21 protein-coding genes are annotated in these 20640 nt (G+C 61.2%); 19 read left to right on the forward strand and 2 right to left on the reverse strand.

The genetic code is table 11. The features are described 5' to 3' along the window. Nucleotides 1-5 precede the first annotated feature (5 nt). The gene (locus tag BLO97_RS27140; RefSeq protein WP_092150115.1) at nt 6-596 is read left to right on the forward strand and encodes a nucleotidyltransferase family protein; all 591 of its coding nucleotides are present in this window, start codon (nt 6-8) and stop codon (nt 594-596) included. Between the two features lie 224 nt (nt 597-820). On the opposite strand, the gene rne is transcribed toward BLO97_RS27140, so the two are convergent. After that, entirely contained in the window at nt 821-4018 is a 3198-nt protein-coding gene (gene rne / locus BLO97_RS27145; protein WP_092349088.1) for a ribonuclease E, read from the reverse strand. 699 nt (nt 4019-4717) lie between these two features. Here rne and rluC point away from each other — a divergent pair. From rluC to BLO97_RS27160, 3 genes are read left to right on the forward strand one after another with little or no spacing between them, the layout of a single operon-like run. Continuing rightward, on the forward strand, nt 4718-5674 hold the full coding sequence (rluC, locus tag BLO97_RS27150) for a 23S rRNA pseudouridine(955/2504/2580) synthase RluC (RefSeq protein WP_063325247.1): 957 nt from the start codon (nt 4718-4720) through the stop codon (nt 5672-5674). Further along, the gene (locus BLO97_RS27155) at nt 5664-6326 is read left to right on the forward strand and encodes an HAD-IA family hydrolase (protein WP_092150109.1); all 663 of its coding nucleotides are present in this window, start codon (nt 5664-5666) and stop codon (nt 6324-6326) included. The genes rluC and BLO97_RS27155 overlap by 11 nt, the downstream gene beginning before the upstream one ends. A gap of 20 nt (nt 6327-6346) precedes the next feature. Then, complete coding sequence (locus BLO97_RS27160) at nt 6347-7336, forward strand: S49 family peptidase (protein WP_063324913.1); 990 nt, start codon at nt 6347-6349, stop codon at nt 7334-7336. A 138-nt stretch (nt 7337-7474) separates the two neighbouring features. Here the strand turns inward: BLO97_RS27160 and BLO97_RS27165 are convergent, their stop codons facing one another. Further along, complete coding sequence (locus BLO97_RS27165; protein WP_092349092.1) at nt 7475-8053, reverse strand: Maf family protein; 579 nt, start codon at nt 8051-8053, stop codon at nt 7475-7477. Nucleotides 8054-8158: 105 nt separating this feature from the next. On the opposite strand from BLO97_RS27165, the gene BLO97_RS27170 reads away from it, so the two are divergent. From BLO97_RS27170 to BLO97_RS27240, 15 genes are all read left to right on the forward strand, one after another. Then, nucleotides 8159-8686 (forward strand): YceD family protein, encoded by a 528-nt coding sequence (locus tag BLO97_RS27170; RefSeq protein WP_003204262.1) that lies wholly within the window; start codon nt 8159-8161, stop codon nt 8684-8686. 13 nt (nt 8687-8699) lie between these two features. After that, entirely contained in the window at nt 8700-8882 is a 183-nt protein-coding gene (gene rpmF / locus BLO97_RS27175) for a 50S ribosomal protein L32 (protein WP_003179396.1), read from the forward strand. 4 nt (nt 8883-8886) lie between these two features. Then, nucleotides 8887-9897, forward strand: a complete 1011-nt coding sequence (gene plsX, locus BLO97_RS27180; protein WP_092150103.1) for a phosphate acyltransferase PlsX — start codon at nt 8887-8889, stop codon at nt 9895-9897. Between the two features lie 123 nt (nt 9898-10020). Continuing rightward, the gene (gene fabD / locus BLO97_RS27185) at nt 10021-10959 is read left to right on the forward strand and encodes an ACP S-malonyltransferase (protein ID WP_003204258.1); all 939 of its coding nucleotides are present in this window, start codon (nt 10021-10023) and stop codon (nt 10957-10959) included. Between the two features lie 15 nt (nt 10960-10974). Beyond that, nucleotides 10975-11718: a 3-oxoacyl-ACP reductase FabG gene (gene fabG, locus BLO97_RS27190; RefSeq protein WP_018613558.1), complete on the forward strand. Its 744-nt coding sequence runs from the start codon at nt 10975-10977 to the stop codon at nt 11716-11718. Between the two features lie 191 nt (nt 11719-11909). Continuing rightward, entirely contained in the window at nt 11910-12146 is a 237-nt protein-coding gene (gene acpP / locus BLO97_RS27195; RefSeq protein ID WP_003175607.1) for an acyl carrier protein, read from the forward strand. Between the two features lie 108 nt (nt 12147-12254). After that, the gene (gene fabF, locus BLO97_RS27200) at nt 12255-13499 is read left to right on the forward strand and encodes a beta-ketoacyl-ACP synthase II (RefSeq protein ID WP_063324916.1); all 1245 of its coding nucleotides are present in this window, start codon (nt 12255-12257) and stop codon (nt 13497-13499) included. Then, complete coding sequence (gene pabC, locus BLO97_RS27205; protein ID WP_092349095.1) at nt 13499-14314, forward strand: aminodeoxychorismate lyase; 816 nt, start codon at nt 13499-13501, stop codon at nt 14312-14314. The genes fabF and pabC overlap by 1 nt, the downstream gene beginning before the upstream one ends. A gap of 3 nt (nt 14315-14317) precedes the next feature. Beyond that, nucleotides 14318-15478: an endolytic transglycosylase MltG gene (mltG, locus tag BLO97_RS27210; RefSeq protein ID WP_086936743.1), complete on the forward strand. Its 1161-nt coding sequence runs from the start codon at nt 14318-14320 to the stop codon at nt 15476-15478. Nucleotides 15479-15497: 19 nt separating this feature from the next. Next, nucleotides 15498-16130 carry a dTMP kinase gene (gene tmk / locus BLO97_RS27215; RefSeq protein WP_063324919.1) on the forward strand — a complete coding sequence of 211 codons (633 nt, stop codon included), beginning with the start codon at nt 15498-15500 and terminating at the stop codon, nt 16128-16130. Then, nucleotides 16123-17109 carry a DNA polymerase III subunit delta' gene (locus tag BLO97_RS27220; protein WP_092349098.1) on the forward strand — a complete coding sequence of 329 codons (987 nt, stop codon included), beginning with the start codon at nt 16123-16125 and terminating at the stop codon, nt 17107-17109. The genes tmk and BLO97_RS27220 overlap by 8 nt, the downstream gene beginning before the upstream one ends. Nucleotides 17110-17234: 125 nt before the next feature. After that, nucleotides 17235-17591, forward strand: a complete 357-nt coding sequence (locus BLO97_RS27225) for a PilZ domain-containing protein (protein ID WP_053180946.1) — start codon at nt 17235-17237, stop codon at nt 17589-17591. 10 nt (nt 17592-17601) lie between these two features. Then, nucleotides 17602-18396 (forward strand): TatD family hydrolase, encoded by a 795-nt coding sequence (locus BLO97_RS27230; protein WP_092349101.1) that lies wholly within the window; start codon nt 17602-17604, stop codon nt 18394-18396. A 383-nt stretch (nt 18397-18779) separates the two neighbouring features. Next, entirely contained in the window at nt 18780-19418 is a 639-nt protein-coding gene (locus tag BLO97_RS27235) for a TetR/AcrR family transcriptional regulator (protein ID WP_060741238.1), read from the forward strand. 153 nt (nt 19419-19571) lie between these two features. Continuing rightward, entirely contained in the window at nt 19572-20540 is a 969-nt protein-coding gene (locus BLO97_RS27240) for a GTP 3',8-cyclase MoaA (protein ID WP_063324922.1), read from the forward strand. The last annotated feature ends 100 nt before the right edge of the window (nt 20541-20640 follow it).

Consider the following 20640-nt stretch of genomic DNA (forward strand, 5'->3'; position numbering starts at 1 on the left):
GGCGTATGAGCGAGTCGATAGGCGTGATCATTCTCGCGGCCGGATCGGGCAGTCGTTTCCGTCAGGTGGCCGGCCCCGACAAGGATAAGTTGCTGGCCGATTGCACCGGGCGGGACGGTGCCGTCCGTTCGGTGATCGAGCAGGTGCTGGTGAACTTGCCTGCCTCCCTGCAAAAGCGCGTCCTGGTGACGAGCCAGGATCGTCCGCAAGCCATCCGCATGGCCCAAGCCTATGGCTGCGATTTCGTGGCGCTGGACTCTCCCGGTCTGGGGGACAGCATCGCGGCCGGTGTCCAGGCTTGCCCGGACCTTGCTGGCTGGTTGATGGTACTGGGTGATATGCCTTTCATCCTGCCGTCGACTATCGAGCAGGTGGCGGCGAGGATTCGCGAGGATGGCATCAGTGTGCCGGTCCTCTCCGGCGAATACGGGCATCCGGTGGGATTCGGCCGTGCGTTTGGCCCAAGACTGATGGCACTGACTGGAGATCGCGGTGCCAAGGCATTGTTTGCCGGGGCGCAAGTGGTCGAGGTGCCGGTGGATGACCCTGGCGTGACGTGGGATGTCGATGTGCCAGAGGCATTGGCCTTCAAATAACAAACGACGCAGAACCCTGTGGGAGCGAGCTTGCTCGCGAAAGCGGTCCGATATTCAGCATTGATGCAAGCTGACCCGGCGCCATCGCGAGCAAGCTCGCTCCCACAGTGGATCTTCAGTGGGCATAAGTCTTGTCTGGTCCCAGTCCCGCTGTGGATAAGTATGAAGGCATAAAAAAGCCCCGCCAGGCATCACCAGGCGGGGCTTTTTACTGGGCGGTGGAATCAGGCGTGAGGTTTAGGCTCGTGCTCTTTTTCCAGGGCTTCAGTGTGACGCGGCACGACTTCTTCAGCGCTGTGCTGAGGTTCGTCGAATGTCGGAGCTGATTCAACCGGGGTTTCGGCGACCGGGGCAGGGGCTGCCTCGGCGACTTCTTCCACGGCTGGAGCTGGCTCGGCAGCAGGCGCTTGAGCGGCAGCAGCGGCAGCTTGTTCGGCTTCCTTCTGCAGACGCTCGGCTTCACGCTTGCGACGGCGCACTTCGCGCGGATCGTTCGGCGCACGGCCGTTCGCGGTCAGGGCGCTGGCGGGTGCAGGCACTTCCACTGGGGCAGGGGCTTCGGCAACCACGGGTGCTTCGACCACTGGAGCAGATTCAACCACTTCTGGCTCGACCGCTTTCACGGGCTCTGGTGTCGGTTCTGGCTCGACAACAGGTGCCGGTGCGGCTGGCTCGGCGGTCCAGTTGAACGCAGTCTGTTCCTCGCGGGCAGGCTCTGGGGCCTTTTCCTCGGCCGGTGTTTCAACGGCCGGCTCAGCGGCTACCACTGGCTGCTCGACAACCGGTGCAGGCTCGGCGACCACTTCAGTTTCAGCAACCTGGGCTTCATGGGCCGGGGCGACTTCCACTTCTGGCGAAGCGGTGACTTCTACTGGGGTAGTGGCTTCGACCACCGGAGCTTCGGCAACTGGCGCGCTTTCCACCGCAGCGGTCGCGCGTTCGGCTTGTTCGTGAGCCTGGGCTTCGGCCGGGGCGCTGATTGCGCTGCTGGCAACGGCCGCAGTCACGGCCAGGCCGGCAGCCAGATCGGCAGCGCTTGGCGCTTCAGTGTTCTCGGTGGACTCGGACTCTTCCGAACCTTCGATCACGTTGCCGTTGGCGTCGCGCTGACGCTCACGACGGTTGCTGCGACGACGCTGGCCACGGGAGCGGCGACGTGGACGATCGCCTTCGGCGGTGTCCTGGCCGTCTTCCTGCAACTGCTCTTCGGTGTTCAGCACTTCTTCTTCGCTGGCAGCGGCGGCTGCCTGCTCGGCGCGTGGCTGGCGCTCTTCACGTGGCGGACGCGGTGCACGTTCTTCACGAGGCTGGCGGGCCGGACGCTCTTCAGCGGTGGCGGCGGCAGCAGCCGGGGCGGCATCCAGTGGCTCGCGCAGTTCGCGAACACGTTCTTCACGCTCGCCACGTGGCTTGCGATCTTCACGCGGTGCGCGCGGCTGACGTTCTTCACGCGGCGGACGCGGTGCACGCTCTTCGCGGGCTACGGCTGGCGCTTCCTCACGGGCTTCGCGTGGCTGACGCTCTTCACGCGGCTCGCGTGGCGCACGTTCTTCACGCGGTGCACGTTCTTCGCGAGGTTTGCGTTCTTCGTCGCGACGACCGTTGCGGTTGCGGGTCTGTTGGCGACCGTTACGGCGTTCTTCGTTGCGGGCAGGACGCTCGGTCGTGGCAGGCTTGGCGACAACGGCCGGGGCAGCAGGTTCTTCCTTGGTGGCGAACAGGCTGACCAGCGACTTCACCAGGCCTTTGAACAGGCTTGGCTCTGGTGCGGCGGCCGGGGCGGCAACCGGAGCGGCCACTTCGGTCGGAACCGGAGCATTGGCGCGGGCCGGAGCGGTCTTGACCGCAGCTTCCTGGCGAACCAGGGTGCGAGTGGCGGCGGCCGGCTGGACTTCTTCCACTTCGGCGGCAGCGGCAGCGATTTCGTAGCTGGACTGGTTGGTGTGGGCTTCCGGGCTGTCATCGCGCAGGCGCTGCACTTCGAAGTGCGGCGTCTCGAGGTGATCGTTCGGCAGGATGACGATGCGGGCACGGGTCCGCAGTTCGATCTTGGTGATCGAGTTGCGTTTTTCGTTGAGCAGGAACGCGGCCACCGGGATCGGCACTTGGGCGCGAACTTCGGCGGTGCGGTCTTTCAGGGCTTCTTCTTCGATCAGGCGCAGGATCGCCAGGGACAGCGACTCGACGTCACGGATGATGCCGGTGCCGTTGCAGCGAGGGCAGACGATGCCGCTGCTTTCGCCCAGGGACGGACGCAGGCGCTGACGGGACATTTCCAGCAGGCCGAAGCGCGAGATGCGACCGACCTGTACGCGGGCGCGGTCGGCTTCCAGGCATTCACGGACCTTTTCTTCCACGGCGCGCTGGTTCTTGGCCGGGGTCATGTCGATGAAGTCGATGACGATCAGGCCGCCGATGTCGCGCAGGCGCAACTGACGAGCGATTTCCTCGGCCGCTTCAAGGTTGGTCTGCAGGGCGGTCTCTTCGATGTCGCTGCCTTTGGTGGCGCGCGCCGAGTTGATGTCGATGGACACCAGGGCTTCGGTCGGGTCGATGACGATGGAGCCGCCGGACGGCAGTTCGACGACGCGCTGGAAGGCGGTCTCGATCTGGCTTTCGATCTGGAAACGGTTGAACAGCGGAACGCTGTCTTCGTAGAGCTTGATCTTGCTGGCGTACTGCGGCATCACCTGGCGAATGAAGGTCAGGGCTTCGTCCTGGGCTTCGACGCTGTCGATCAGCACTTCGCCGATGTCCTGGCGCAGGTAATCGCGGATGGCGCGGATGATCACGTTGCTTTCCTGGTAGATCAGGAACGGCGCGGAGCGATCCAGCGAGGCTTCTTTGATGGCGGTCCACAGTTGCAGCAGGTAGTCGAGGTCCCACTGCATTTCTTCGCTGCTGCGGCCCAGGCCGGCAGTGCGAACGATCAGGCCCATGTCAGCCGGGGCAACCAGGCCGTTCAGGGCTTCACGCAGTTCGTTGCGCTCTTCGCCTTCGATGCGGCGGGAGATGCCGCCGGCGCGAGGGTTGTTCGGCATCAGGACCAGGTAACGGCCGGCCAGGCTGATGAAGGTGGTCAGGGCGGCGCCCTTGTTGCCACGTTCTTCTTTTTCGACCTGGACGATGACTTCCTGGCCTTCGCTCAGGACGTCCTTGATGTTGACGCGGCCTTCGGGGGCCTTCTTGAAGTATTCGCGGGAGATTTCTTTGAGGGGCAGGAAGCCGTGGCGCTCGGAGCCGAAATCGACAAAGGCAGCCTCAAGGCTTGGTTCGATGCGAGTAATCCGGCCTTTATAAATGTTGGCCTTCTTCTGCTCGCGTGCACCGGATTCGATATCCAGGTCGTAGAGGCGCTGGCCGTCTACCAGTGCAACACGCAACTCTTCGGGTTGAGTTGCGTTAATCAGCATTCTTTTCATGTAGTACCGTCGGTTTCCGGGCTGCCGGAAACGGCGTTCGGCACACACGACTTCTCACGGTCGGTGTCAGGTGCGTCCTGGAGATGGCAAGGCCACTCCAGTGTCCAGCGAGTTCGACCCAATGATGGCGAAGTCGCGACGGACGCGTCCTGCTTGCTGGTACTCAAGCACTCAGTCAGGAGGAGGAATCAACCGGCGCCTGTGGACGAGATGAAGCGTCTAAATATAAGCCTAGTGCTACACAGTCCGACGGTTGTACATCTCCACCCTACACGTATCCCTGATAATTCGGGTGCTGCCGCGCGCAGAATCCGCAGCGGGTTGGCATTTACCGTGAGCTCCGAAAGGGGAGGTCACGCATCATGGCTAATTTAGGCGTTGTTTCCGAAGCATTCGCTCGGGGTCGTCCGCAGCTGACTGCACTTTGTGAACTGGCCGTGAATGTGGCGCGCAAGGCGAGTCAAAACTCTGCTTTGCGGCGTATTTCAGGCCTCATGTCACCTGCGCTCGTTACACCTGAAAACTCTACCGTTACGTAGCGAAAGCCCCGTAGGACGGCCTCTCGTCCTCGTGAATTGCGTTGGTCAGGGCCGGTTTTTGACCGCTGGTCCACTGTCCAGCCACTTTTGGCGGCGTTCGCGACTATAGCAGCAATGATTAAGTGCTTCAATTCCATAAAAAATTGTTATGATCGCCGCCATGACAACTACTGCCCCTTCGACCCCTGGCGTTCAACTGCTCGAGGTCTCGCCGGAATATGCCGGCCAACGAATCGATAACTTCCTGCTGGCCCGGCTCAAAGGCGTGCCCAAGACCTTGATCTACCGCATTTTGCGCAAAGGCGAAGTGCGAGTGAACAAAGGTCGGATCAAGCCCGAGTACAAGCTCCAGGCCGGTGACATCGTGCGCGTGCCGCCGGTTCGCGTGCCCGAGCGCGATGAGCCGGTGCCCCTGGCCCAGGGGCTGCTGCAACGCCTTGAAGCCTCGATTATCTATGAAGACAAAGCCCTGATCGTGATCAACAAGCCCGCAGGCATTGCGGTTCACGGCGGCAGCGGCCTGAATTTCGGTGTGATCGAAGCCTTTCGTCAGTTGCGTCCGGACGCCAAGGAGCTGGAACTGGTCCACCGCCTCGATCGCGACACCTCCGGCCTGCTGATGATCGCCAAGAAACGCAGCATGTTGCGCCACCTGCACGAGCAATTGCGCGGCGACGGCGTCGACAAGCGCTACATGGCGCTGGTGCGTGGTCGCTGGGAAACCTCCATCAAGCAAGTCCGTGCGCCGTTGCTCAAGAGCAACCTGCGTTCGGGCGAGCGCATGGTCGAAGTCAACGAGGAGGGCAAGGAGGCGCTGACGGTATTCAAGGTGCTGCGCCGTTTCGATGACTTCGCCACCCTGGTCGAAGCCAAGCCGGTGACCGGGCGCACCCACCAGATCCGTGTCCATACCTTGCATGCCGGGCATTGCATTGCCGGCGACAGCAAGTACGGCGATGACGATTTCACCAAGGAAATCCGCGATCTGGGCGGCAAACGCCTGTTTCTCCATGCTTACATGCTGACCGTGCCGCTGCCCGATGGTGGCGAGCTGAAATTGCAGGCCCCGGTGGATGACATGTGGGCCAAGACCGTGGAGCGGTTGAGTGCATCCTGACTACAAACTGTTGATCTTCGATTGGGATGGCACTCTGGCCAACTCCATTGGCCGGATCGTGGAGGCGATGCATGTCGCCTCGGACCGCATGGCGTATGCCCGGTGCGACGACTTAGCGGTAAAAGGCATTATTGGCCTCGGATTGCCAGAAGCTATTCGCAGCCTGTACCCGGAAATCGACGACAACGAGCTGGTGGTTTTTCGCCAGCATTATGCCGATCACTATATCGCGCTGGACGCCGAGCCTTCACCGTTGTTCGAGGGTGTGGCGGGTACGCTGGAGGTTCTGCGGACCGAGGGCTATCACCTGGCTGTCGCGACCGGCAAGGCTCGTCGCGGGTTGGATCGAGTGCTCAAGTCCCATGGCTGGGAGGATTATTTCGATATCACCCGTGCCGCGGACGAAACCGCCAGCAAGCCGCATCCGTTGATGCTTGAGCAGATCCTGGCACACTGCGATGTGCGGCCGGAGCAGGCGCTGATGGTGGGGGATTCGTCATTCGACCTGCAGATGGCGCGCAACGCCGGCATGGGGTCGGTGGCGGTCAGCTACGGCGCTCAAACGATCGAGGCGCTACGGGCATTCGAGCCGCGACTGGCCATTGATCATTTTCCTGAGTTGCACGCCTGGCTGAGCCAGCGGGCTCTTTAAGTTTTGCTGGGGATTCACGCATGACCGATGAATGGAAAGCACCTGTCAAGGCGAGCGCCGAGAGCGGGGATGACAAAAGCTGGAAGCTGTTGGAGAAAACCTTGCTCGCCAGCGTGCAGGAACAGCGTCGCTCCCGCCGCTGGGGTATTTTCTTCAAGTTGCTGACCTTTATTTATCTTTTTGGTGCACTGGCGCTGTTCACGCCGCTGATGAACATGGAGAAAAGCGCTGTCGCCGGCTCGGCGTACACCGCCTTGATCAATATCGAGGGCATGATCGCCGACAAAGAGCCTGCCAGTGCCGACAATATCGTCGGTAGCCTGCGGGCCGCCTTCGAGGACCCGAAGGTCAAGGGCGTGGTGCTGCGTATCAACAGTCCAGGCGGTAGTCCGGTGCAATCGGGGTACGTTTACGACGAGATCGTGCGGCTGCGCGCATTGCACCCGGATACCAAGGTGTATGCGGTCATTTCAGATCTCGGTGCCTCCGGTGCTTATTACATTGCCAGCGCGGCGGATCAGATCTATGCCGACAAGGCCAGTCTGGTGGGCTCCATTGGTGTGACTGCGACCGGCTATGGCTTTGTCGGGACCATGGATAAGTTGGGGGTGGAGCGTCGCGTGTATACCTCCGGCGAGCATAAATCCTTCCTTGATCCTTTCCAGCCGCAAAAGCCTGAAGAAACCGCTTTTTGGCAGGGCGTGCTCGATACCACTCACAAGCAATTCATTGCCAGCGTCAAGAAGGGTCGGGGCGAGCGCCTGAAGGACAAGGAGCATCCGGAGTTGTTCTCCGGGCTGGTCTGGTCGGGTGAGCAGGCGTTGCCGCTGGGCCTGATCGACGGCTTGGGCAGTGCCAGTTCGGTGGCGCGGGATGTGATCGGCCAGAAAGACCTGGTGGACTTCACCATCGAAGAGTCGCCGTTCGATCGTTTCTCGAAAAAGCTGGGGGCTAGCATTGCCGAGCATTTGGCGATGTGGATGGGGTTCCAGGGCCCGGCGTTGCGCTGATTGCCAGTGCTGTTCTCGATCCCTGTGGCGAGGGAGCTTGCTCCCGCTGGGCTGCGCAGCAGCCCCGTTTGTTGCGGTCGCTGCGCAACCGAGCGGGAGCAAGCTCCCTCGCCACACAGGTTTGCAGGCCGGGCTGCTTCAGGGGATCTGCACACCCTCGGCCAGCAACATATCCACAAGACGAATCAACGGCAGGCCAACCAGGCTGGTGGCGTCTGGCCCTTCGGTGCTCTGGAACAGGCTCACGCCCAGTCCTTCGGCCTTGAAGCTGCCGGCGCAGTCGTAAGGCTGCTCGGCCCGCAAGTAGCGTTCGACGCGCCCTGGGTCCAGTGCGCGCATGTTCACGGTAAATGGAACGCAATCGACCTGGCAGTGGCCGGTCTGGCTGTTGAGCAGCGCCAGGCCTGTCAGGAACGTGACCCTCGCGCCGCTGGCGGCCAACAATTGCTCGCGAGCGTTCTCGAAGGTGTGAGGCTTGCCCAGGATGCGTTCGCCGAGCACGGCGACCTGGTCTGAGCCGATGATCAGGTGCGCCGGGTGGCTGTCGGCCAGTGCCAGGGCTTTTTCCCGGGCCAGGCGCTTGACCAGTTCAAGGGCGGGCTCGCCGGGACGACGGCTTTCATTGATGTCGGGTGAGCAGCAGACGAACGGCAGTCCCAGGCGGGCAAGCAATTCCCGGCGGTAGACCGAGCTTGAGGCAAGTAATAAAGGCAGCATGGGCGGCTCCAAAAGGCAGGGGCGAATTCTAGCGAGGCGCGCAAGTGACGGACAGGGCTGAATTTCCTTTGACATGGCCGGGGGCATCCCTATAATGCTGCGCCTATGTTGAATGACCCGATTCCACCTCACGTTGACCCGCGCAAATTGGCTGACCGTGGCACCACCCTTCAAGGTGAACTGCTGCTGGCCGATTTGAAGAGACTCTGCGACCCGCTTTCCGACGATGTCGGTACGGTCCAGGCCAAATTCGTTTTTGAACGAGATGAACGTAAATCTGTGGTAATCCACAGCTTTATCGACACTGAAGTCAAAATGGTTTGCCAGCGTTGTCTTGAGCTGGTCACCCTGCCGATCCACAGCGAATGCAGTTACGCCGTGGTGAAGGAGGGTGCGAATACCCAGTCGTTGCCGAAAGGTTATGACGTGCTGGAACTGGGCGAAGATCCATTGGATCTGCAGTCACTGATCGAGGAGGAGCTTCTGCTCGCCTTGCCCATTGTGCCTGCTCATCATCCGGAAGAATGCCAGCAGCCGGCGGGAGCAGATGAGCCCGAACCGAGCGAGGACGAGGTAACGCGGTCCAACCCGTTCAGTGTATTGGCGCAGTTAAAGCGTGACCCAAACGTTTAGGAGTTAATCAATTATGGCTGTTCAGCAGAACAAAAAATCCCGCTCTGCCCGTGACATGCGCCGTTCGCACGACGCTCTCGAGGCTAGCACCCTGTCCGTAGAAAAAACCACTGGTGAAGTTCACCTGCGTCACCACGTATCGCCAGAAGGCGTATACCGTGGTCGTAAAGTGATCGACAAGGGCGCCGACGAGTAATCACTTGTCCGCTCAAGTCATCGCGATTGACGCAATGGGCGGGGACTTCGGTCCCCGCAGCATTGTTCAGGCCAGCCTTGCTTGTCTGAATGCTACGCCCTCGCTGCACCTGACCCTCGTCGGTCAACCCTCCCTCCTGGAAGAAATGCTCAGCGGCCAATCGGCTGTCGACCGCGCGCGCCTGACGATTGCCCCAGCGTCCGAAATCATCACCATGGACGAAAAGCCGGCCCAGGTCCTGCGCGGCAAGCCTGACGCCTCGATGCGGGTAGCCCTTGAGCTGCTGCGCGATGGCAAGGTCCAGGCATGCGTCAGCGCAGGCAATACCGGTGCGCTGATGGCGCTGTCGCGCTACGTGCTCAAGACCTTGCCGGGTATCGACCGGCCTGCAATGGTGGCGGCGATTCCGACCCAGCGTGGGTTTTGTCAGTTGCTCGACCTGGGGGCCAACGTCGATTGCAGTGCCGAACATTTGCTGCAATTTGCGGTGATGGGCTCGGTCGCGGCGCAAACCCTGGGCATCGTGCGCCCTCGTGTGGCGTTGTTGAACATCGGTACCGAAGACATCAAGGGCAACCAGCAGGTCAAGCTGGCGGCCACGCTGCTGCAGGGCGCGCGCGGCATCAACTACATCGGCTTCGTCGAAGGCGATGGCTTGTACCGTGGCGAGGCCGATGTGGTGGTGTGCGATGGCTTTGTCGGCAATATCCTGCTCAAGTCCAGCGAAGGCCTGGCGACCATGATCGGCCAGCGCATCGAGGCCTTGTTCAAGCAAAGCTTCGCCTCGCGGGTGGTCGGCGCCCTGGCGCTGCCGTTGATGCGTCGGTTGCAGGCTGACCTGGCGCCAGCGCGGCACAACGGTGCGAGTTTCCTTGGGTTGCAGGGGATCGTGATCAAGAGTCACGGTTCGGCGGGGGTGCAGGGTTTCCAGAGTGCGATCAACCGAGCGGTGATCGAGATCCAGGAAAACCTGCCGGAGCGCCTGCATGGTCGCCTCGAGGATTTGTTAACTTAGGCGTTTTCGTCCGACAATGCTTAAATGTGACCGGTCGGTTCAAGCCGCCATCCAACTCTCAGTTTCCTAGCGCCCCCAGGGGCGTCAATTTTTGACGACAAGATCATTAGGGGCTTTGTTTTCATGTCTGCTTCCCTCGCATTCGTCTTTCCAGGACAGGGCTCGCAGTCCCTCGGCATGCTGGCCGAGCTGGGCGCGCAATACCCGCTGATCCTCGAAACATTCAAAGAAGCTTCCGATGCGCTCGGCTATGACCTCTGGGCACTGACCCAGCAAGGGCCGGAAGAGCGCCTCAATCAAACCGATAAAACCCAGCCGGCCATCCTGACCGCCTCGATCGCATTGTGGCGCCTGTGGCTGGCTGAAGGCGGCGCGCGCCCGGCATTCGTCGCCGGTCACAGCCTGGGCGAATACAGCGCCCTCGTAGCCGCTGGCAGCCTGAGCCTGGGCGACGCGGTGAAACTGGTGGAGCGTCGTGGCCAGTTGATGCAGGAAGCGGTTCCGGCCGGGCAGGGCGGCATGGCCGCGATCCTCGGCCTGGAAGACGCCGATGTGCTGGCCGCCTGTGCCGAAGCGGCGCAAGGCGATGTGGTCAGTGCGGTGAACTTCAACTCTCCGGGCCAAGTGGTCATCGCCGGTGCCAAGGCGGCTGTCGAGCGCGCCATCGAGGGCTGCAAGGCCCGTGGAGCCAAGCGCGCCATGCCACTGCCGGTCAGCGTGCCGTCGCACTGCGAACTGATGCGTCCGGCTGCCGAGCGCTTTGCTGAGTCCATCGCCGCCATCGACTGGCAGGCGCCGCAGATTCCCGTGGTGCAGAATGTCAGCGCCAACGTGGCGCCGGATCTCGAGACCCTCAAGCGTGATCTGCTGGAGCAACTCTACAAGCCGGTTCGCTGGGTCGAATCGGTGCAGACCCTGGCGGCCAAGGGCGCGACCGAGCTGGTCGAGTGCGGCCCTGGCAAAGTGCTGGCAGGCCTGAACAAACGCTGCGCCGAAGGCGTATCGACTTCCAACCTCAACACCCCAGACGCCTTCGCTGCCGCCCGTGCAGCGCAGGCCTGAACAGGAGAAGCTTGCATGAGTCTGCAAGGTAAAGTTGCACTGGTGACCGGTGCAAGCCGTGGCATCGGCCAGGCCATCGCCCTGGAACTGGGTCGTCAAGGCGCCATCGTCATCGGCACCGCGACTTCCGCTTCGGGCGCCGAGCGTATTGCTGCGACCCTGAAGGAAAACGGCATCCAAGGCACCGGCCTTGAGTTGAACGTCACCAGCGACGAATCCGTTGCGGCGGTGCTGGCAAGCATTCAGGAGCAGTTCGGTGCGCCGGCGATCCTGGTCAACAATGCCGGTATCACCCGCGATAACCTGATGATGCGCATGAAAGATGACGAATGGTTCGACGTCGTCGACACCAACCTGAACAGCCTGTACCGACTGTCCAAGGGCGTTTTGCGTGGCATGACCAAGGCTCGCTGGGGTCGAATTATCAGTATCGGTTCGGTTGTGGGTGCCATGGGCAACGCAGGCCAAGTAAACTATGCTGCGGCGAAGGCCGGTCTGGAAGGTTTCAGCCGTGCGCTGGCGCGTGAAGTGGGTTCGCGCTCGATTACGGTAAACTCGGTTGCACCGGGTTTCATCGACACCGACATGACCCGTGAACTGCCGGAAGCACAGCGCGAAGCCTTGTTGACACAGATTCCGCTGGGTCGTCTGGGGCAAGCTCAAGAAATCGCGTCCGTGGTCGCTTTTCTTGCGTCGGACGGTGCGGCATACGTGACCGGGGCTACAATCCCGGTGAACGGCGGGATGTACATGAGTTAAATGTGACGGATTGCTTCAAAAAAATGTCATACGAGCTGTCTAAAATCCGTTATAAAGCTGCAATCAATTTATAGACGGCGGGCCGCAGGGTTTGAGGAGTGAAGCTTTCGGTTGAAAAACCGAAAAGTTCTTCTATACACTTACCCACCGGCCAGCTGCCTGAATTTGTCCATTAGGAGTGAAAACAAGGTATGAGCACCATCGAAGAGCGCGTCAAGAAAATCGTTGCCGAGCAACTGGGCGTTAAAGAAGAAGAAGTTGTGAACACCGCTTCCTTCGTAGAAGACCTGGGTGCCGACTCCCTTGACACCGTTGAGCTGGTGATGGCTCTGGAAGAGGAATTCGAGACCGAGATTCCTGACGAAGAAGCTGAGAAGATCACTACTGTACAAGCTGCTATCGACTACGTTACCAGCCACCAGGCGTAATCGTTTTTAGTCGTCGCTAGCTGTCATGGAAAAACCGCACTGCCATCACGGCGTGCGGTTTTTTCTTTAGGCCTGATGCAAAGTCGTCATTAGAAAAAGGAGAGTGCTGTGTCGCGTAGACGCGTCGTAGTCACCGGTATGGGTATGTTGTCGCCACTGGGCACGGATGTGCCGAGCAGTTGGCAGGGCATTCTGGCTGGCCGCAGTGGCATTGGTCTGATCGAACACACCGACCTTTCTGCCTATTCCACCCGTTTTGGCGGCTCGGTAAAGGGCTTCAATGTCGAGGAATACCTGTCGGTCAAGGAAGCTCGCAAGCTTGACCTGTTCATTCAATACGGCTTGGCAGCCGGTTTCCAGGCAGTGCGCAACGCCGGGCTGGAAGTCACCGACGCCAACCGTGAACGCATCGGCGTGGCCATGGGCTCGGGTATTGGCGGCTTGACCAATATCGAAGAAACCAGCCGCACGCTGCACGAATCGGGGCCGCGACGGATTTCTCCGTTCTTCGTGCCGGGCTCGATCATCAACATGATTTCCGGTTTCCTGTCCATCCACCTGGGTGCCCAGGGACCCAACTACGCCATTGCCACGGCGTGCACCACCGGTACCCACTGCATCGGCATGGCCGCGCGCAACATCATGTACGACGAAGCCGACGTGATGATTGCCGGTGGCGCCGAGATGGCGGCTTGCGGCCTGGGCATGGGGGGCTTTGGTGCTTCCCGTGCGCTGTCGACCCGCAACGACGAGCCCGCCCGTGCGAGCCGGCCGTGGGACAAGGGCCGCGATGGCTTCGTGCTGTCCGACGGTGCCGGTGCGCTGGTGCTCGAGGAGCTGGAGCACGCCAAGGCGCGCGGCGCGACCATCTACGCCGAACTGATCGGCTTTGGCACCAGCGGCGACGCCTACCACATGACGTCGCCACCGGCCGATGGCGCCGGTGCTGCCCGTTGTATCGCCAACGCCTTGCGTGATGCGAAACTCAACGGCGAGCAGGTGCAGTACATCAACGCCCACGGCACTTCGACCCCGGCCGGCGACTTGGCCGAAGCCCAGGCGATCAAGACCGTGTTCGGCGATCACGCGTACAAGCTGGCGGTCAGTTCGACCAAGTCCATGACCGGTCACCTGTTGGGTGCGGCAGGGGCGGTGGAAGCGATCTTCAGCGTCCTGGCGATCAACAGCCAGACAGCGCCGCCGACCATCAACCTCGATGAGCCGGACGAAGGTTGCGACCTGGACTTCGTGCCGCACACTGCCCGCAGCATGGACATCGATGTGGTGCTGTCCAACTCCTTCGGCTTTGGCGGGACCAACGGTTCGCTGGTGTTCCGCCGGTTCGCCGGTTGATGGAAAGCTGGGTCGACGGTCAGCCGGCCGACGTCCTGTCGCTGAAAGATCGCGGCCTGGCTTACGGCGATGGGTTGTTCGAGACCCTCGCCGTGCAGGGTGGCGAACCGGTGTTGCTGGCGCGTCACCTGCAACGCCTGGAAACCGGTTGCCGGCGGTTGGCGCTCAACGTCGACATGAGCGCGTTGAGCACCGAGTTGAATGCCTATGCCCGGCGCCTGGGCTACGGCGTGCTGAAGCTGATCGTGACCCGTGGCGACAGTCTGCGCGGTTATGCCGCTGATCCCTCGACCCCGGCCCGACGCATCCTGCAAGGGAGCCCACCAGCCGCTTATCCCGCCGCCCATGCCGAACAAGGCGTTCTGCTGTTTCCCTGCAGCGTGCGGTTGTCCGAGCAACCCTTGCTTGCCGGCCTCAAACACCTCAATCGCCTGGAACAAGTGCTGGCTCGTGCCGAATGGAGCGATGAGCAATACGCCGAAGGCTTGATGCGGGATATGTCCGGGCGGGTGATCGAAGGTGTCTTCAGCAACCTGTTCCTGGTGCGCGACGGCGTGTTGTTCACGGCGGACCTGAGCCGTTGCGGCGTGGCCGGCGTGATGCGCGCAGAATTATTGTTTCAAGCCAAGTCCCAAGGCATCGCCACGCAAATCACGGATATCAGTCTCGAACAGCTGCACCAGGCTGATGAAGTCTTTGTCTGCAACAGCGTTTATGGCGTGTGGCCGGTACGCGGATGCGGTTCGGCGCGCTGGTCGGTTGGCCCGCTCACCCGTAAACTGCAAACCCTTGCCCGTGCGCTATTGGATGTTTGATTCGTGAGACGTAAATTCTTGCTGCTGCTGGAGACCGGACTGGTTCTGGCAGGGCTGATGTTGGGCGCTTCGGCCTGGAAGATTCATTCGGCGCTGCAACAGCCGCTGAACATCACCCAGGAAGAATTGCTGGACGTGCCCAACGGGACCACCCCGACCGGAACCCTCAAGCGCCTCGAAGCCGATGGCCTGATCAAGGACGCCTTCTGGCTGCGGATCTATTGGCGCTTCAATCTCGCCGACCAGCCACTGCATTCCGGTGAATATCGGATGGTGCCGGGCATGACCATGGAAGGCCTGATCGGTGTCTGGAAACGCGGCGAAGTGGTGCAGTACAGCGTGACGCTGGTGGAGGGCTGGAATTTCCGCCAGGTGCGCGCCGCACTGGCCAAGGATGAAAAACTCCAGCAGACCCTCACCGGCCTGAGCGACGCCCAGGTCATGGACCGTCTGGGTCACTCCGGGATATTTCCCGAAGGCCGATTCTTCCCGGATACCTATCGCTTCGTGCGTGGCACCTCGGACGTCGACCTGCTAAAAAAAGCCTACGAGCGCCTGGAAGACGTGCTCGCCAAGGAGTGGGCACAGCGTGCCGCCGATGTGCCTTATACCCAGCCGTATCAGGCGCTGATCATGGCGTCACTGGTGGAGAAGGAAACCGGCGTGCCCCAGGAACGCGGGCAGATTGCCGGCGTCTTTGTGCGGCGCATGCGCTTGGGGATGCTGCTGCAGACTGACCCCACGGTGATCTATGGTCTGGGCGAGCGCTATACCGGCAAACTCACCCGCGCCCATCTGAAAGAAGAAAATCCGTACAACACCTATTTGATTCCTGGCCTGCCGCCGACGCCGATTGCTATGGTGGGGCGCGAGGCGATTCATGCCGCGTTGAACCCGGCGCAGGGCAACAGCCTTTACTTTGTCGCCCGCGGTGACGGCAGCCACGTGTTCTCCGATGACCTGGAGTCGCACAACAACGCGGTGCGCGAATTCCAACTCAAGCGCCGTGCCGATTACCGCTCCAGTCCGGCCCCGGCAACACCGGACGAGCAGGCACCCATTCCCGCGGCATCACCCGACACGGCGCCCGACGCTGTACCCCAGGTGCCGCCCCAAGTGCCGGCTCCCGAACCGGATGCCAGCGAGCCGCCGAGCCCGCAATGACTTTGATTAAGGATCGCCTGTGACTGGCTTGTTTATAACGCTGGAAGGCCCGGAAGGCGCCGGCAAGAGCACTAACCGCGAATACCTGGCCGAACGCCTGCGGGCGGCTGGCATCGAGGTGGTGTTGACCCGCGAACCGGGCGGTACGCCGCTGGCCGAGCGAATTCGCGAGGTGCTGCTGGCGCCCATTGAAGAGGTCATGAACCCCGACACCGAGCTGTTGCTGGTGTTCGCGGCCAGGGCACAGCATCTGGCCGAGGTGATTCGCCCGGCGCTGGCCCGTGGCGCGGTGGTGCTCTGCGATCGCTTTACCGATTCGACCTATGCCTACCAGGGCGGCGGCCGGGGCTTGTCCGTGGAGCGCATCGGCGCGTTGGAAACCTTCGTCCAGGGTGACCTGCGGCCAGACCTGACCCTGGTGTTCGACCTGCCGGTGGAAATCGGCCTGGCCCGCGCCAGTGCCCGTGGTCGGCTGGATCGTTTCGAGCTGGAGGGCCAGGCTTTCTTCAACGCCGTACGCAGTGCCTTCCTGAATCGCGCCAAGGCCGATCCGGCGCGTTACCTGCTGATCGATGCCGCGCAACCGCTGGCCCAGGTCCAACAGTCCCTGGACGGCTTGCTGCCGCGTTTGCTGGAGCGCGTCCGTGGCTGAAGCCTATCCCTGGCAAGACGGCCTCTGGCAGCAACTGGCCGGTCGTGCCCAGCATGCCCACGCCTATCTGCTGCACGGCCCGGCCGGCATCGGCAAGCGGGCGCTGGCCGAGCGCCTGATGGCCAGCCTGCTGTGCCAGCGTCCTGGTGTCTCGAACGCCTGCGGCGAGTGCAAGTCCTGCCTGCTGCTTAAGGCGGGCAGCCATCCCGACAACTACGTGCTGGAACCGGAGGAGGCGGACAAGGCGATCAAGGTCGACCAGGTTCGGGATCTGGTCAGCTTCGTGGTCCAGACCTCACAGATGGGCGGGCGCAAGGTGGTGCTGATCGAACCCGTCGAGTCGATGAACATCAACGCCGCCAACGCCTTGCTTAAAAGTCTCGAAGAGCCTTCCGGCGACACCGTGCTGTTGCTGGTCAGCCACCAGCCGAGTCGTTTGCTGCCGACCATCAAGAGTCGCTGCGTGCAACAGGCCTGCCCGCTGCCGAGCGAGGCGATGAGCTTGCAGTGGCTGGCCCAGACCTTGCCCGACAGCAGCGACGAAGAGCGTGTCGAGTTGCTGACCCTGGCGGCCGGCTCGCCCCTGGCGGCTGTCAGCCTTCAGGCCCAGGGCGTGCGGGAGCAGCGGGCCTTGGTGGTGGATGGGGTCAAGAAACTGCTCAAGCAGCAGCAGTCCCCCACGCAACTGGCCGAGGGTTGGAACGCGATCCCGTTGCTCTTGCTGTTTGACTGGTTCTGCGACTGGTCGAGCCTGATCCTGCGCTACCAATTGACCGAGGACGAGGCTGGCCTGGGGTTGGCGGACATGCGCAAGGTGATCCAGTACCTGGCGCAAAAAAGCAGCCAGGATAAAATCTTGAACATTCAGGACTGGATTCTTGCCCAACGTCAGAAGGTGCTGGGCAAAGCGAACCTCAATCGGGTGCTGTTGCTCGAGGCGCTGTTGGTGCAGTGGGCGAGTTTGCCGGGTCGAAACTGACAGACACGGCCCAGTGTCCTGTTTCGCCAATACGTTCCTTTCGTGACGACAACAGACGCCGTCAAAAAGGAACAGTATTTGTGACACAGGACGCTAAACTCAGCTCAATCGCAGCGGAGATCAGCATGAACGAACCTGTCAGTCCCGGGCCACGCAACGGCATCCTGTCCCTGACTATCAAGGACAAGTCGGTGCTTTACGCCGCCTACATGCCTTTCATCAAGAACGGCGGCCTGTTCATTCCCACCAACAAGAATTATCGCTTGGGTGATGAAGTGTTCATGCTCTTGAGCCTGATGGATGAGTCGGAAAAGATCCCTGTCGCTGGCAAGGTGATCTGGATTACCCCCAAAGGCGCCCAGGGCAACAGGGCCGCCGGCGTTGGTGTGCAATTCAGCGACGGCGACAATTCAGCCCGCAATCAGATCGAAACCCACTTGGCCGGCTCCCTGAAGTCCGACCGTCCCACTCATACGATGTAGCCCGGCCTTTATGCTTGTAGATTCCCATTGTCACCTTGACCGTCTCGACCTCGCTGCCCATGGCGGCTCCCTGGATGCTGCGCTGGACGCGGCCCGTGAACGGGGTGTTGGTCATTTCCTGTGCATCGGCGTCAGCGCCGACAACGCCGCCGACGTCAAGGCGCTGGCCGAACGTTATGCCGATGTCGATTGCTCGGTCGGTGTTCACCCGCTGGATGTCCAGCCCGACACCGCGCCGGCGCTCGATTGGTTGTTGCGTGAGCTGGACCATCCACGGGTAGTCGCCATCGGCGAAACCGGCCTGGACTATCACTACGAACCGGAAGCCGCCGACGTGCAGCAGGCGTCGTTTCGGCTGCACCTGGAGGCCGCCCGGCAAACCGGCAAGCCGGTGATCATCCACACCCGCGGCGCCCGGGCCGACACCCTGGCCTTGCTGCGTGACGCCGCGCTGCCCCAGGCCGGGGTGCTGCATTGCTTCACCGAAGATTGGGACATGGCCAGGGCCGCCCTGGACATGGGCTATTACATTTCCTTGTCCGGGATTGTCACGTTCCGCAATGCCGATGCATTGCGCGACGTTGCCAGCAAAGTGCCGGCTGATCGGCTGTTGGTGGAGACCGACTCGCCTTACCTGGCGCCCATTCCCTATCGTGGCAAGCCGAACCTTCCGCAATACGTACGGGAAGTGGCAGAGTTTCTGGCGATGCTGCGCGGTGAGTCCTACGAGCGGTTTGCCGAGCAGACGACGGAAAATTTTAAGCAATTGTTTCCACTGGCTCACGTGCGTGTGGCGCAAGCCTGAATTCCATGCAAAAAAAACCCGGGTTCTGGGGGGTGAATCCGGGTTAAGACCATTAGGAGTAAAACAAAGGCACGCGGTCCGTTGGTACCTTCATCAGCGCGTCACTTGGGGGAGATGTCGCGCCGACAGTTCAAGTATTGATCAGTATGCCAACCCGTCCAGTCTGGCCGGGGTGGTTTTTAAACAAATTTGGAATACGCTCGCTTCGGATAAGTTCTCACTGTCGCCAAACCTCGCAGGCGCGGCGCATTGGCGTGAGAAACGGCGAGCCGGGCGTGTCGGTTTTGTGAAGAACAGTGGCCGAGAACGGATGATCCGTGCATTTTTGCGTAAGTTAGGCATAATACCCGGCTTCGAATTTTGACCCTTCAGACCTTTTTCTTATGCACAAAGAACCCCGTAAGGTCCGTGAGTTTCGCCGCCGCGAGCAGGAAATTCTCGACACCGCGCTCAAGTTGTTCCTCGACCAGGGTGAAGACAGTGTCACCGTCGAGATGATTGCGGATGCCGTGGGTATCGGCAAAGGCACGATTTATAAACATTTCAAATCCAAGGCGGAGATCTACCTGCGCCTGATGCTCGACTACGAGCGCGATTTGAACGAGCTGCTGCATTCGGCCGATGTGGACAAGGACAAGGAGGCCCTGTCCCGGGCCTACTTCGAGTTCCGCATGCGCGACCCGCAGCGCTACCGCTTGTTCGATCGCCTGGAAGAGAAAGTGGTCAAGGGCAACCAGGTGCCGGAGATGGTCGAGGAGTTGCACAAGATCCGCGCCTCGAACTTCGAACGCCTGACGCTGCTGATCAAGGGCCGGATCAGCGAAGGCAAGCTCGAAGACGTGCCGCCTTATTTCCATTACTGCGCTGCCTGGGCGCTGGTGCATGGCGCGGTGGCGCTGTATCACTCGCCGTTCTGGAGCAACGTGCTGGAAGACCAGGAAGGTTTCTTCCAGTTCCTGATGGACATTGGTGTGCGCATGGGCAACAAGCGCAAGCGCGATACCGACGTCCCGAGCAACTGAGGCCGCACAGGCCAAGACATTCAGCTGTCTTATTGCGCCATGTCCGCTTACATGGCGCAGTGTCCCAGTAATATACTCAGGCTTGGGTCTTGCGAAATCTTGATTTCTAGGTCAATTTTTGCGAGTCCGATTTTTCTCGTGCCGGAGTGACCCATGATCGTTGACCGTCAAGGCAGGCGTTTCCGTAATCTGCGGATAAGCCTGACTTCAGCCTGCAATTACGCCTGTACCTATTGCGTGCCTGACGGCAAGCGGTTGGTGGCTGCGCAGGATGAACTGTCGGCCGAGGCCATGGCGCGTGGCGTGGCCTATTTGATCGAGGCCGCTGGCATCGAGCGGCTGCGCATCACCGGCGGCGAACCGTTGGTCAGCCCCAAGCTCGAGCGTTTCATGATGGCGGTGGGGCAGATGGGCCTGGAGGACATCAGCCTGACCACCAATGGCCAGTTGCTGGCGAAAAAACTGCCCTTGCTGGTAGACGCCGGTATCCGTCGCATCAACGTTTCCCTCGACACCCTGGACCCCGCCGCGTTTCGCAGTATCGCCCGGGGCGGCGACCTGGCGACCGTGCTCGATGGCATGGACCAGGCCCGAGCCGCCGGGATGAAGATCAAGGTCAACATGGTGCCATTGCGCGGGCAGAACCTGGACCAGGTGATGCCTTTGCTCGAATACTGTCTGGAACGTGGTTATGAGTTGCGTTTCATCGAGTTGATGCGCATGGGGCACCTGGCCAGCGACTCCAATGCTTTCCTGCAACAGTTCGTCAGCCTCCAGCAACTGCTCAGCCTGATCGGCGATCAGTACGAATACCTGCAAGCCGATGCGCCGGTGGATGCTACCGCGGTGCGCTATGAGATACCGGGGCTGGGGCACTTTGGCGTGATCGCCAACGAAAGCGTGCCTTTCTGCCGTACCTGCTCACGGTTGCGGTTGTCTTCCACGGGTTGGCTGCATGGCTGCCTGTCGTCGAGTAACCGTCATTTCGTCGGCGACCTGCTGGACAAGCCCCGCCACCAGGCATTGCCGGCGCTTCAGCGCTTGTTGGTCAAGGCGTTGGGGGACAAGCAGGAAGTGGCATTCTCCGGCGGCGCGACCATCATGAAAATCATCGGCGGCTGAATAAGGCTTTTGTGGCGAGGGAGCTTGCTCCCGCTGGGCTGCGCAGCAGCCCCCTCTCAAGCTCACTCAATCAACCTGATCTACCGTGTCGCCGGGTTTT

Source organism: Pseudomonas sp. NFACC05-1 (genome assembly GCF_900100135.1).
GTDB classification, from domain to species: domain Bacteria; phylum Pseudomonadota; class Gammaproteobacteria; order Pseudomonadales; family Pseudomonadaceae; genus Aquipseudomonas; species Aquipseudomonas fluorescens_Q.

Bases quoted from the DNA above. Each gene is read 5' to 3' on its own strand.
- BLO97_RS27140 (WP_092150115.1), top strand. From the start codon at position 6: ATGAGCGAGTCGATAGGCGTGATCATTCTCGCGGCCGGATCGGGCAGT.
- rne (WP_092349088.1), bottom strand. From the start codon at position 4,018: ATGAAAAGAATGCTGATTAACGCAACTCAACCCGAAGAGTTGCGTGTT.
- rluC (WP_063325247.1), top strand. From the start codon at position 4,718: ATGACAACTACTGCCCCTTCGACCCCTGGCGTTCAACTGCTCGAGGTC.
- BLO97_RS27160 (WP_063324913.1), top strand. From the start codon at position 6,347: ATGACCGATGAATGGAAAGCACCTGTCAAGGCGAGCGCCGAGAGCGGG.
- BLO97_RS27165 (WP_092349092.1), bottom strand. From the start codon at position 8,053: ATGCTGCCTTTATTACTTGCCTCAAGCTCGGTCTACCGCCGGGAATTG.
- BLO97_RS27170 (WP_003204262.1), top strand. From the start codon at position 8,159: ATGTTGAATGACCCGATTCCACCTCACGTTGACCCGCGCAAATTGGCT.
- rpmF (WP_003179396.1), top strand. From the start codon at position 8,700: ATGGCTGTTCAGCAGAACAAAAAATCCCGCTCTGCCCGTGACATGCGC.
- fabD (WP_003204258.1), top strand. From the start codon at position 10,021: ATGTCTGCTTCCCTCGCATTCGTCTTTCCAGGACAGGGCTCGCAGTCC.
- fabG (WP_018613558.1), top strand. From the start codon at position 10,975: ATGAGTCTGCAAGGTAAAGTTGCACTGGTGACCGGTGCAAGCCGTGGC.
- acpP (WP_003175607.1), top strand. From the start codon at position 11,910: ATGAGCACCATCGAAGAGCGCGTCAAGAAAATCGTTGCCGAGCAACTG.
- pabC (WP_092349095.1), top strand. From the start codon at position 13,499: ATGGAAAGCTGGGTCGACGGTCAGCCGGCCGACGTCCTGTCGCTGAAA.
- BLO97_RS27225 (WP_053180946.1), top strand. From the start codon at position 17,235: ATGAACGAACCTGTCAGTCCCGGGCCACGCAACGGCATCCTGTCCCTG.
- BLO97_RS27230 (WP_092349101.1), top strand. From the start codon at position 17,602: ATGCTTGTAGATTCCCATTGTCACCTTGACCGTCTCGACCTCGCTGCC.
- BLO97_RS27235 (WP_060741238.1), top strand. From the start codon at position 18,780: ATGCACAAAGAACCCCGTAAGGTCCGTGAGTTTCGCCGCCGCGAGCAG.
- BLO97_RS27240 (WP_063324922.1), top strand. From the start codon at position 19,572: ATGATCGTTGACCGTCAAGGCAGGCGTTTCCGTAATCTGCGGATAAGC.